We start from the raw sequence: 11406 nt of genomic DNA, 5'->3' as shown, positions 1-11406 counted from the left end.
CCGCCGCGCCGGACGGCGGCGCGAGCGGCGCCGAGGTCACGGCGCCGGAGGGCATCGCCGGGGCGATGTTGTCGATGGCGGCTTGCTGTGCCGGCCCGCGGACGCGGGGTCCGTCGAAGCGCTGCGACGCGCAGGCGCCGAGCCCTGCCGCCAGCGCGAGGAGGGCGATCGTCGAACGGTACTGACGCGGCATCGGTCTCGGCTTCCCCGGCGCACGTGCGGCGCCCCTTGCGAGCCCTTGCGTCGGGGGCAATTGCGATGGCCGCAAGGCGGCCGGTCGGGGAACGGTCTTCGGAGGGCCCGCGCGCGAGGCTTTTCGGGCCGAGTGTGGCGGGGCGGCCTCAGTCGGCCGCCCCGCCGGATCACACCGTGCGCTCGACCATCATCTTCTTGATCTCGGCGATCGCCTTGGCCGGGTTCAGGCTCTTCGGGCAGGTGTTGGCGCAGTTCATGATCGTGTGGCAGCGATAGAGCTTGAACGGGTCGTGCAGCGCGTCGAGGCGGTCGCCGGTGTTCTCGTCTCGGCTGTCGATCAGCCAGCGATAGGCCTGCAGCAGCGCCGCCGGGCCGAGGAACTTCTCGCCGTTCCACCAGTAGCTCGGGCACGAGGTGGTGCAGCAGGCGCACAGGATGCACTCGTACAGCCCGTCGAGCTTGGCCCGGTCCTCCGGCGTCTGCGGCCACTCCTTCTCGGGAGCCAGGGTGTCGGTCTTGAGCCAGGGCTCGACCGAGGCGTGCTGGGCGTAGAAGTTCGTCAGGTCGGGGACGAGGTCCTTCAGCACCGGCATGTGCGGGAGCGGATAGATCTTCACCGCGGCGGTCTTGCGGCCCTTCGCGTGCTCCTGGCACTCGTCGATGCCCATGGTGCAGGCGAGCGCGTTCTGGCCCTCGATGTTCATGGCGCAGGAGCCGCAGATGCCTTCGCGGCAGGAGCGGCGGAACACCAGCGTCGAGTCGACCTTATTCTTGATCCACAGCAGCGCGTCGAGCACCATCGGCCCGCAATCGTCGCGGTCGACCTGATAGGTGTCGATCCGCGGGTTCTTCCCGTCGTCCGGGTTCCAGCGGTAGACGCGGAACTCCTTGAGGTTCTTGGCCCCCGTCGTCGCGGGCCAGGACTTGCCCTCGGTGATCTGGGAGTTCTTGGGGAGGGAGAATTCGGCCATGGCTGTCGTTGGCTTCCGCTAGAGTCGATCGAAGCAACGATCGGCAAGCCGCATCGGGAACGCGGTCCCGCCGATCGGCTTTCCGAAGCGCGCAGCTTAGTAAACGCGCGCCTTCGGCTCGATGTACTGGATCTCGTTCGACATCGTGTAGGTGTGGACCGGGCGGTAATCGATGCTCACCCGGTGGGCACTCTCGTCGAGCCACGACAGGGTGTGCTTCATCCACTCCTTGTCGTTGCGGTCGGGGAAGTCCTCGCGAGCGTGCGCCCCGCGCGATTCCTCGCGGTTGGCGGCCGATTCCATGGTGACGACCGCCTGGCCGATCAGGTTGTCGAACTCCAGGGTCTCGAGCAGGTCGGTGTTCCAAACGAGCGAGCGGTCGGTGATGCGGATGTCGGCGGATGCCGACCACACCTTGTGGATCAGGCCCTTGCCCTCCTCCAGCACCTCGCCGGTGCGGAACACGGCGCAGTTGTTCTGCATCGTCTTCTGCATCTCGAGGCGCAGGTCCGCGGTCGGCGTGGAGCCGTCGGCGTAGCGGAAGCGGTCGAGGCGGGTCAGCGCCTTGTCGGCGGAATCCTTGGCCAGGTCCATCGGCCGGCCGTTCGGCTCGACGATCTCGGCGCAGCGCTGGCCGGCGGCGCGGCCGAACACCACGAGGTCGATCAGCGAGTTCGAGCCGAGGCGGTTGGCGCCGTGCACCGAGACGCAGGCCGCCTCGCCGATCGCCATCAGGCCGGGCACGACGGTGTCGGGGTTGCCGTCGCGCAAGGTCAGCACCTCGCCGTGATAGTTCGTCGGGATGCCGCCCATGTTGTAGTGCACCGTCGGCAGCACCGGGATCGGCTCCTTGGTGACGTCGACGCCGGCGAAGATCTTGGCGGATTCCGAGATGCCCGGCAGGCGCTGGTGGAGGATCGCCGGGTCGAGGTGGTCGAGGTGCAGGAAGATGTGGTCGCCGCCCTTGCCGACGCCGCGGCCGGCCCGGATCTCCATGGTCATCGAGCGCGAGACCACGTCGCGCGAGGCGAGATCCTTGGCCGACGGGGCGTAGCGCTCCATGAAGCGCTCGCCCTCGGAATTCGTCAGGTAGCCGCCCTCGCCGCGGGCGCCCTCGGTGATCAGGCAGCCGGCGCCGTAGATGCCGGTCGGGTGGAACTGCACGAACTCCATGTCCTGCAGCGGCAGACCGGCGCGCAGCACCATGGCATTGCCGTCGCCGGTGCAGGTGTGGGCCGAGGTCGCCGAGAAGTACGAGCGGCCGTAACCGCCGGTGGCGAGGATCACCATCTGCGCGCGGAAGCGGTGGATCTCGCCGGTGGCCTGGTCCATGGCGATGACGCCGCGGCAGCGGCCCTCGTCGTCCATGATCAGGTCGAGGGCGAAGTACTCGATGAAGAAGTTGGTCTGGTTCTTCACCGCCTGCCCGTACAGGGTGTGGAGCATCGCGTGCCCCGTGCGGTCGGCGGCCGCGCAGGTGCGCTGCGCGGTGCCCTTGCCGTAATCGGTGGTCATGCCGCCGAACGGGCGTTGGTAGATCTTGCCCTCTTCCGTGCGCGAGAACGGCACGCCCCAGTGCTCGAGCTCGTAGACGGCCGCGGGAGCGTTGCGCACGAGATACTCGATCGCATCCTGGTCGCCGAGCCAGTCCGACCCCTTCACGGTGTCGTACATGTGCCAGCGCCAGTCGTCCGGGCCCATGTTGCCGAGCGAGGCCGAGATGCCGCCCTGCGCCGCCACCGTGTGCGAGCGGGTCGGGAACACCTTGGTGATGCAGGCGGTGCGCAGGCCCGCCTGGGAGCAGCCGACGGTGGCGCGCAGGCCCGCGCCGCCCGCGCCGACGACCACCACGTCGAAGGTGTGGTCGGTGATGGGATAGGCGGGTCCCTGCCCGTTCTGTCCGTTGGCGGCCATGGAAGGCTCCTTCAAGATCGCGAGTGGCAGGTCAGACGAGGCGGCCGAGCCCCACGCGCAGGATCGCGTAGAGGCAGGCCACGGCCACGACGACCGCGTAGAAGTTGTTGGCAAACACCGCGGCGATCTTCAGCCCCGGGCTGTGGACGTAATCCTCGATGATCACCTGCATCCCGAGACGCATGTGGATCGCGACCGAGGTCACGGCGAGGATCAGGACGATCGCGACGAAGGGGTGCGACACCAGGGCCACCGCCTCCGCGTAGGAGCGGCCGGCCATCAGCGCGATGATCACCACGAAGGCGAGCATCAAGGGCGCGTTGGCGGCGGCGGTCAGCCGCTGCATCCACCAATGCCCGACGCCGTGGTGGGCGACGCCGAGGCCGCGGACGCGGGCGCGGGGCGTGCGGATCGAGACCTGCGGGTTCTGAAGGATCTTGGCCTTGGCCATGGCGGGAACTCCTCAGCGCGCCAGAAGGGCGACGGCCCAGACGACGATGGTCAGCGTCGTTGAGCCGATCAGGGTGGCGCGGGCCAGCGCCATGCGCTTGTCGCGGTCGAAGCCGTATCCGGCATCCCACACGAAGTGCCGCAGGCCGCCCAGCATGTGGTGCAGCAGGATCCAGGTGTAGGCGAACAGCACGATCCGCCCGATCCAGGACCCGAAGAACCACGCCACCCAGGCGTAGGCCGCCGGGCCGGAGGCGAGCGCCACGAGCCAGATCGCGACGAGCGCGGTGCCGCCGTAGAGCGCCGTGCCGGTGACGCGGTGGAACACCGACATCGCCATCGTCCAGGTCCAGCGATAGATCTGGAGATGCGGCGAGAGCGGCTGGGCGACGGTGGGGCGTGCGGTGGGTGCCATCGTGCGGGAGGCCTCGTGTCGTTCTCGGAACCGGGTCGATCTTGGAATTGGACCGTCTCTAATCTGTAGCGCTAGAGGCCCGAGCGTTTCGCCGCAATGCGGCATGGCAGGACGGAGATGACGATTTCGTCGGGATATCGCCTGCCGCCGGGCACGGCGGGCGCCGTTCTCGCGACACGTATCCTTCTCATGGCAGTCGCCCGATCAGCCGCCACCAGAGGTAGTCGAGCGGCGCGGCGACCAGCAGCGTCGCGACCCCGTAGGCGAAGGTCGCGCGCGTCGCGTCCTTCAGCGACACGCCGCCGAGCTCGCGCGCGAACACGATGGGCGGCGCCTGATACGGGAAGAACAGCGTCGCGTAGCCGAGAACCTGCACCATCACCACGTCGAGCACAGGCCAGCCGCTGGCCTGCGCCATCTCGCCCGCCAGCGCCGTGTAGAGCGCGGGCGCGCCGTTGGCCGTGACCACGAGGGTGAGCGCCGTGGCGACGCCGGTCAGCACCGCGAAGTTCTGCACGGTCGCGCCCGGGCTCAGGGGCGCGACCGCCAGCAGCGCGTGGCCGAGCCGCTCGCCCAAGCCGGTCTCGTTGACGACCGCCACGAGGCCGAGCAGCGCGGCGATGTAGAAGCAGGTGCGCAGCGAGACCTGCGCGAAGGCGTCCGCCGGCAGCACGCCGATCCGCGGCATTAGGCAGATCACTGCGGCCGAGAGCCCGACCCAGGCCGGGGCGATGCCGTGCAGCCCGTCGGTCATCCATAGCGCCAGCGTGCCGACGAGGATCGCGGCCAGCCGGCGCTCGGCGGGCGAGGCCGGGGGCAGGGCCGGCAGCGCCGCGGCACCGGATTCGAGCCGGTCGGGGAACAGCGTCACGAGGAGTGCCACGAGCAGCACGCCCTTCACCAGCGCCAGGACCGGCGCGTGCAGCCAGAGATAGGGCAGGTAGGTGAGGTGCAGGCCCTGGAGCCGCTCGGCCGCGCCGGCCATCACCAGGTTCGGCACGTTGGCGGGCAGGATCGCCGCCGACAGGATCGGGGTCGCGAGCCCGACCGCCATCACCGCGCCGATCCGGCCCTTCCGCCCGGGCGCCAGCCCGAACGCGTCGCAGAGCGACAGGGTCACCGGAATCATCAGCGCGATGCGCCCGAGGTTCGACGGCATCACGAAGGCGAGCAGGAAGCTGAACCCCACGAGCCCGGCGACGAGGCGCGGATAGGAGCCCGAGAGCCGGCCGCTCAGCCCCTGCGCCAGGCGTGCGCCGAGGCCGGTCCGCGTCATCGCGAGGCCGACCACCATCCCCGACATCACCAGCCAGAAGGCCGAGGCCGCGAAGCCGGAGAACACCGTCGCCGCCGTGCCGAGCTTGAGCAGCATGGCGAGGGCGAAGAACAGCAGCGCGGTGACGATCTCGGGCAGCAGCGCCGTCGCCCACAGGCCCATGCAGAGCACGAGCAGCGCGCCGGTCGCCCAGATCGTCGTCCCGCCTCCCATGCCGCCCTGCCCCTACCCTGTTCGATCCGCCCGATGGTTAGGGGCCCGATTGGAACGGTTCGCAATACGGATTTCCTTGATGGTGCCTTCGCGATCGGCGAAGGCTGAGCGTCGGGAGCGCGCGTTTCGCAGTCGCTCGTGCATCGCGGTGGCGCCGGCAGCGGCTTCGCGGCCCGCGTAAGGAAGCCCGGCGATGATGCGCTTCGACCTGTCCGACCTCACCCTCTTCCGCCACGTGGTCGAGGCCGGCTCGATCACCCACGGGGCGGCGCGCGCGAACCTCGCGCTCGCCGCCGCCTCGACGCGGATCCGGGCAATGGAGACCTCGCTCGGCGCCGCCCTGCTCACCCGCACCCGTCTCGGCGTCACGCCGACCCCGGCCGGGCGGGCCTTGCTGGCGCATGCCCGCGGGCTGATCGCCGCGATCGAACGGATGCAGGGCGAGCTCTCGGCCTTCTCCGGCGGCACGGTCGGGCAGATCCGGGTCCTGGCCAACACCAACGCGCTCACCGAATTCCTGCCAGATGCTCTGGCCGCCTACCTCGCGAAGAATCCCGGGGTCAGCGTCGAGATCGACGAGCACACCTCGGACGAGATCGTCGGCCTCGTCGCGGACGGGCAGGCCGACCTCGGCATCCTGTCGGGCACGGTCGACACCGGCGACCTCGAGACCTTCCCGTTCCGGCAGGACCGCTTCGTGCTGGTGGCGGCGCGCGGGCACGCCCTGGCCGGGCGCGGGGCGGTCGCCTTCGCCGAGGTGCTGGCGCACGACCTCGTCGGTCTCGACCGGGCGAGCGCGCTCACCCGGTTTCTCGCCGACAAGGCGGCGCGCGTCGGGCGCCCGATGCGCCTGCGCGTGCAGCTGCGCGGGTTCGACGCCGTCTGCCGCCTCGTCGATGCCCGCGTCGGCGTCGGCATCGTGCCCGAGAGCATGGCCCGGCGGGTCGCCCGCGGCCTCGACATCGCCGTCGTGCCGCTGGTCGAGCCGTGGGCGACGCGCGCCCTGACCCTGTGCCTGCGCAGCTACGAAGGCTTGCCGACCTTCGCGCAGGAATTCGTGACGCACTTGCGCGACGGTCGCGACGCCTGAACAGACCGCACCATGTCGTCGGTGATGAAAGCGCGACGCGATCTCTACCTTCGGTAGAACATCGCCACCATGTTTCTCGCTGGTCACGAAGGGTTGATCGGGAAGAACTACGCAAGGCTCTTCTTTTCGGGATGGTTGCGGCTTCTGTACCGTGCGGGCGTGTCGAAGGCGCCCCTGCCGGAGGGATGTGCTCGCCATGCCTGCTCAGACGGATTGCTTCGATGTCGTGGTGATCGGCGCCGGCCTGGCCGGTACCTGCCTGGCCGGCCGCCTCGCCCGCGACGGCCGCAGCGTCGCGCTGATCGACACCCACACCGTCCACCCGCACGATTTCCGCGCCGAGAAGTACGGCTCCGCGCAGATGTCGCTGTTCGAGTCCCTCGGGTTCGGCGCCGCCGCCCGCGGGTGCACCACAAGGACCGACACCGTCCGGGTCGTGCGCTTCGGCAGCCTCGCGCATTGGGAGCGCAACACCGAGTACGGCGCCGCCTATCCCGACCTGATCAACGCCCTGCGCGCCGACCTGCCCGCCGGGCTGCTCACCGTCGGCCGGGTCGCCGATCTCGATCTCGGCCCGGAGCGGCAGGTCGTCACCCTCGGCGACGGGCGCCGGTTCGCCGGCCGCCTCGTGGTGCTGGCGACGGGGCTCGGCGACGTGCTGCGCCGCAAGGCCGGGATCGTCCGGCGCGTGATCGGCGAACGCCACTCGCTGGCCGTCGGCTTCGACATGGCGGCGCCGCGCGACGCCTTCCCGTTTCGGGCGATGACCTACTTCTCCGAACGGTTCGGCGGGCGCGACGCCTACCTGACGCTGTTCCCGCTCGGCGAGACCATGCGGGCGAACCTGTTCAGCTACCAGCAGCCGAACGCCCCCTGGACGAAGGCGTTTCGCGCCGAGCCGGAGGCGGCCCTGCGCGCGCTGATGCCGGGGCTCGCGGCCCATTGCCCGGACCTCGCCGTCGCCGGCTCGGTCGAGGTGCGCCCGATCGACCTGATGCGGGCCGAGGGCCACGTCCGCGACGGGGTGGTCCTCGTCGGCGACGCGTTCCAGACCGCGTGCCCGATTCCCGGGACCGGGATCGGCAAGGTGCTGACCGACGTGCGGCAACTGGCCGACGCCCACCTGCCGGGCTGGCTCGCGACGCCCGGCATGGGTGCCGACAAGGTCGCCGCGTTCTATGCCGACCCGGTCAAGGTCGCCTGCGACGCGGCGAGCCTGCGATCCAGCCTCTACGCCCGCGCGCTCGCCACCGAGACCGCCCTGCCCTGGGCGGTCCGCCGGGTGCGCAACCGCGTCGCGCGCCACGCGATCCGCTACGCGACGGGCGCCTCGCAGGGAGCGGTGCGCGCCGCCTCGGCGGTCGCGGCCCACTTGGCGCTCTGACCGCGCCGGGCGTTTGCCCCGTGCGGCCATCGGCGTAGCCTCGGCCGCGCGACGGGACGGAAAGGACGGCCATGGCGATTGCGACGGTGGACGCGCTCGGAAGCCGCCGAGGGGCGATGGTGCTGCTCGAGGTGCTGCGCTCGGAGGGGGTCCGCTACATCTTCGGCAATCCCGGCACCACCGAGCTTCCGCTGATCGACGCGCTCACCGAGACCCCCGACATCGCCTACGTGCTGGCGCTGCAGGAGGCGAGCGCGGTGGCGATGGCCGACGGCTACGCGCATGCCGCGCGCCGGCCCGCCTTCCTCAACCTCCACACCGCCGGCGGCCTCGGCCACGGCTTCGGCAACCTGATCAACGCCCACGTCTCGGGCACGCCGCTGGTGGTGACGGCGGGCCAGCAGGATTCGCGTCACGCGATCACCGATCCGCTGCTGTTCGGCGACCTCGTCAGCCTCGCCACGCCCGCCGTGAAGTGGGCGCGCGAGGTCACCAACGCCGACCAGCTGCCGATCCTGCTGCGGCGCGCCTTCCACGACTGCTCGGCCGCGCCCTCGGGCCCGGTCTTCCTGTCGCTGCCGATGGACGTGATGGAGGCGATGACCGCCGCGCCCGCCGGCGGCGTCTCGACGATCGACCGCTGCGCCGTGGCGGGCTCGCTCGAGCGGCTCGCCGACCACCTCGCCGCGGTGGCGCCCGGGCGCCTCGCCGTCATCGCCGGCGACGAGATCGACGCCAGCGACGCCTCCGGCCAGGCCGTGGCGCTCGCCGACCTCCTCGGCGCGCCGGTCTACGGCTCGTCCTGGCCGGCCCACATCCCCTTCCCCACCGCGCATCCGCTCTGGGCCGGGAACATGCCGACCAAGGCCACGGAGATCGCCGGCATCCTCGGCGCCTACGACGCGGTGTTCGCGCTCGGCGGCAAGTCGCTGATCACGGTGCTCTACACGGAAGGCTCGGCGGTGCCGGCCGGCACGCAGGTGTTCCAGCTCTCGGCGGACGTGCGCGACCTCGGGCGCACCTACGAGACCACCCTCTCGATGGTCGGCGACGTACGCGCCTCCCTCGACGCGCTGCTGCCGCTCCTGAGGCCGCGCCTCGCGGAGCGGGCCGACGCCTATGCCGAGCTGCGGATCGCGGCCGCGCGGATCTACGCGGCCCGTCGCGGAAAGCTGACCGAGGCGGCCGACGCCGCCTTCGCCGACCCGGTGATCGCGCCGCTGGTCGCCGCCCGCGAGATCGCCCGCGCCGTCGGCGCCGACACCGCCATCGTCGACGAGGCGCCGGCGACGATGGCGCATCTGCGCACCTTCCTGCACAGCGACAAGACGCACCAGTACGCCTCGATGCGCGGCGGCGTCCTGGGCTGGGGAATGCCGGCCTCGGTCGGCACCTCGCTCGGCCTCGACCGCGCGCCGGTGGTCTGCGTCGTCGGCGACGGCGCGGCGATGTACTCGCCCCAGGCGCTGTGGACCGCCGCCCACGAAGCGCTGCCGGTGACCTTCGTGGTGATCAACAACGCCGAGTACAACATCCTGAAGAACTACATGAAGTCGCAATCCCACTACGCGTCGGTGCGCGCCAACCACTTCATCGCCATGGACCTCGTCGATCCGCGCATCGACTTCGTCGCGCTGGCCGCCTCGATGGGCGTGCCGGCGCGGCGCGTGACCCGGGCGGCCGACATCGCGGCGGCGATCGAGCACGGGATCCGGTCGGGCGCGCCGAACCTGGTCGAGGTGGTGGTGCGGGCGACCTGACGGGCGGCGTGCCTCACGGCAGCAGCAGGATCGATCCCGTCGTTTCGCGTGCCTCCGCCGCGCGGTGCGCCGCGACCGCCTCCGCGAGCGGGAACCGCGCGCCGATGCGCGCGACGATCGCCCCCGAGGCGATGGCGGCGAAGACCTCGGCCGCGTTGGCCCGCAGGTCCGCGGGGTCGGCATTGTGCGGAAACACCGACGGGCGGGTGAGGAAGAGGCAGCCCTTCTTGTTCAGCAGCTCCGGCTCGATCGCCGGCGCCGGCCCGGAGGCGGCGCCGTAGAGCACCACGAGGCCGAAGGGCGCGGCGAGGTCGAGCGAATGCAGGAAGGTGTCGCGGCCGACCGAATCGTAGACGACCCGCGCCTTGCGGCCGCCGGTGGCGGCGAGCAGTGCCTCGGGCCAGCCCCCTCGCGAATAGTCGATCGCCACGTCGCAGCCGGCCTCGCGCGCCACCGCGCACTTCTCCGCCGATCCCGCGGTGCCGACCACGGTGGCGCCGAGCGCCTTGGCCCAGCGGCACAGGATCTGCCCGACGCCGCCGGCCGCGGCATGGACCAGCACCACCTCGCCCGGCTGGACCGCGTGGGTGCGCCGGAGCAGGTACTGCGCGGTCATCCCCTTGAACAGCAGGGCGGCGGCGTCCTCGTCCGAGACCGCGTCGGGGATCGCCACCAGCTTGTCCGCCGGCACGACGCGCCGGTCGGCGTAGCTGCCGAGCCCCGCGTTCATGTAGGCGACCCGGTCGCCGACCAGGAACCCCGCGACGCCCTCGCCCAGCGCCTCGATCCGCCCGGCGGCCTCGTGGCCGAGCCCGGTCGGCAGCGGCAGCGGGTAGACCCCCTTGCGCTGGTAGACGTCGATGAAGTTGAAGCCGATCGCGGTCTGGCGCAGGAGCACCGCGCCCGGTCCGGGCGGGGGCAGGTCGACGGCTTCGAGGCGCATCGCCTCGGGGGCGCCGAACGCGCGGAGGATGACGGCGTTCGCGTCTGTCATGGCGGTTCTCCGAGGCCGGGCGACGGTCTCGACCACCTAGCCCTGCGCCCGGCATCTGCCTAGAAGGCCGGGACCGGAATCGGAAAGGGGTCGCGATGGCCGTCACCGACGTCGCCGCGGATTCGCTCGCCGCCCTCGACACCCCCTGCCTGCTCCTCGACGAGGCGCGCCTGACCGCCAACGTCGCGCGGATGCGGGCGCGGCTCGCCGGCCTCGGCGTCGCCTTCCGGCCCCATCTCAAGACGGCGAAGTCCCTCGACGTGGCGCGCCGCGCGATGACCGGCCCGCGCGGGCCGGCCATGGTCTCGACGCTGCGCGAGGCCGCCTACTTCGCCGAGGGCGGCGTGACCGACCTCACCTACGGCGTCGGCATCGCGCCGCAGAAGCTCGATCGGGTCGGCGGCATCCGCCGGCAATACGGGGCCGACCTCGCGATCGTCCTCGACAGCGTGGCGCAGGCCGAGGCCGTCGCGGCGTGGGTGGCGGCCAACCGCGATCCCGTCTGCGCGCCCCTGCCCGTCCTGATCGAGGTCGACGCCGACGGGCACCGCTCGGGGGTCGCGCCGGACGACGCCGGGACGCTGACGGCGATCGGCCGCGTCCTCGTCGCCGGGGGCGCGGTGCTGCGCGGGGTGCTGCTGCATGCCGGCGACAGCTACGGCCTGAGCGAGCCTGAGCGGATCGCGGCGGCGGCGGAGGTCGAGCGCGCGGCCGGCGTCGCGATCCGCTCAGGCTCGCTCAGGC

At 71.6% G+C, this 11406-nt stretch carries 10 protein-coding genes and 1 pseudogene; 4 read left to right on the top strand and 7 right to left on the bottom strand.

The window, feature by feature from the left end; genetic code table 11:
* From FV230_RS17300 to FV230_RS17275, 6 genes and pseudogenes are all read right to left on the bottom strand, one after another.
* Positions 1 to 193 (bottom strand): annotated as a pseudogene (locus tag FV230_RS17300) (hypothetical protein); the annotation flags it as partial.
* 169 nt (positions 194 to 362) lie between these two features.
* Positions 363 to 1166, bottom strand: a complete 804-nt coding sequence (locus FV230_RS17295) for a succinate dehydrogenase iron-sulfur subunit (protein WP_147727562.1) — start codon at positions 1164 to 1166, stop codon at positions 363 to 365.
* 96 nt (positions 1167 to 1262) lie between these two features.
* On the bottom strand, positions 1263 to 3080 hold the full coding sequence (gene sdhA, locus FV230_RS17290) for a succinate dehydrogenase flavoprotein subunit (RefSeq protein WP_147727561.1): 1818 nt from the start codon (positions 3078 to 3080) through the stop codon (positions 1263 to 1265).
* Positions 3081 to 3111: 31 nt separating this feature from the next.
* The gene (sdhD, locus tag FV230_RS17285; protein WP_147727560.1) at positions 3112 to 3531 is read right to left on the bottom strand and encodes a succinate dehydrogenase, hydrophobic membrane anchor protein; all 420 of its coding nucleotides are present in this window, start codon (positions 3529 to 3531) and stop codon (positions 3112 to 3114) included.
* A 12-nt stretch (positions 3532 to 3543) separates the two neighbouring features.
* On the bottom strand, positions 3544 to 3945 hold the full coding sequence (gene sdhC, locus FV230_RS17280; protein WP_147843280.1) for a succinate dehydrogenase, cytochrome b556 subunit: 402 nt from the start codon (positions 3943 to 3945) through the stop codon (positions 3544 to 3546).
* A 187-nt stretch (positions 3946 to 4132) separates the two neighbouring features.
* Positions 4133 to 5434, bottom strand: a complete 1302-nt coding sequence (locus tag FV230_RS17275; RefSeq protein WP_147843279.1) for an SLC13 family permease — start codon at positions 5432 to 5434, stop codon at positions 4133 to 4135.
* A 193-nt stretch (positions 5435 to 5627) separates the two neighbouring features.
* On the opposite strand from FV230_RS17275, the gene FV230_RS17270 reads away from it, so the two are divergent.
* From FV230_RS17270 to FV230_RS17260, 3 genes are all read left to right on the top strand, one after another.
* Positions 5628 to 6524, top strand: coding sequence for a LysR substrate-binding domain-containing protein (locus FV230_RS17270; protein ID WP_187275534.1), 897 nt, complete (start codon positions 5628 to 5630; stop codon positions 6522 to 6524).
* A 196-nt stretch (positions 6525 to 6720) separates the two neighbouring features.
* Positions 6721 to 7908 (top strand): NAD(P)/FAD-dependent oxidoreductase, encoded by a 1188-nt coding sequence (locus FV230_RS17265; protein ID WP_246694894.1) that lies wholly within the window; start codon positions 6721 to 6723, stop codon positions 7906 to 7908.
* Positions 7909 to 7979: 71 nt separating this feature from the next.
* Entirely contained in the window at positions 7980 to 9668 is a 1689-nt protein-coding gene (locus FV230_RS17260; protein ID WP_147843277.1) for a thiamine pyrophosphate-binding protein, read from the top strand.
* Between the two features lie 13 nt (positions 9669 to 9681).
* Here FV230_RS17260 and FV230_RS17255 read toward each other — a convergent pair whose 3' ends face one another.
* The gene (locus FV230_RS17255; protein ID WP_147843276.1) at positions 9682 to 10662 is read right to left on the bottom strand and encodes a quinone oxidoreductase; all 981 of its coding nucleotides are present in this window, start codon (positions 10660 to 10662) and stop codon (positions 9682 to 9684) included.
* A gap of 95 nt (positions 10663 to 10757) precedes the next feature.
* On the opposite strand from FV230_RS17255, the gene FV230_RS17250 reads away from it, so the two are divergent.
* Positions 10758 to 11406, top strand: a 649-nt coding sequence (locus FV230_RS17250; protein WP_187275533.1) for an alanine racemase, incomplete at its 3' end; no start/stop codon positions are given.

The sequence above is a fragment of the Methylobacterium sp. WL6 genome (assembly GCF_008040095.1).
In the GTDB taxonomy this organism is placed as follows: domain Bacteria; phylum Pseudomonadota; class Alphaproteobacteria; order Rhizobiales; family Beijerinckiaceae; genus Methylobacterium.
Note: the sequence above shows the minus strand (reverse complement) of the source record. Positions and strands in the feature narration are given on the sequence as shown.

Bases quoted from the DNA above. Each gene is read 5' to 3' on its own strand.
- FV230_RS17275 (WP_147843279.1), bottom strand. From the start codon at position 5,434: ATGGGAGGCGGGACGACGATCTGGGCGACCGGCGCGCTGCTCGTGCTC.
- FV230_RS17295 (WP_147727562.1), bottom strand. From the start codon at position 1,166: ATGGCCGAATTCTCCCTCCCCAAGAACTCCCAGATCACCGAGGGCAAG.
- sdhD (WP_147727560.1), bottom strand. From the start codon at position 3,531: ATGGCCAAGGCCAAGATCCTTCAGAACCCGCAGGTCTCGATCCGCACG.
- sdhC (WP_147843280.1), bottom strand. From the start codon at position 3,945: ATGGCACCCACCGCACGCCCCACCGTCGCCCAGCCGCTCTCGCCGCAT.
- FV230_RS17270 (WP_187275534.1), top strand. From the start codon at position 5,628: ATGATGCGCTTCGACCTGTCCGACCTCACCCTCTTCCGCCACGTGGTC.
- FV230_RS17255 (WP_147843276.1), bottom strand. From the start codon at position 10,662: ATGACAGACGCGAACGCCGTCATCCTCCGCGCGTTCGGCGCCCCCGAG.
- FV230_RS17265 (WP_246694894.1), top strand. From the start codon at position 6,721: ATGCCTGCTCAGACGGATTGCTTCGATGTCGTGGTGATCGGCGCCGGC.
- FV230_RS17260 (WP_147843277.1), top strand. From the start codon at position 7,980: ATGGCGATTGCGACGGTGGACGCGCTCGGAAGCCGCCGAGGGGCGATG.
- sdhA (WP_147727561.1), bottom strand. From the start codon at position 3,080: ATGGCCGCCAACGGACAGAACGGGCAGGGACCCGCCTATCCCATCACC.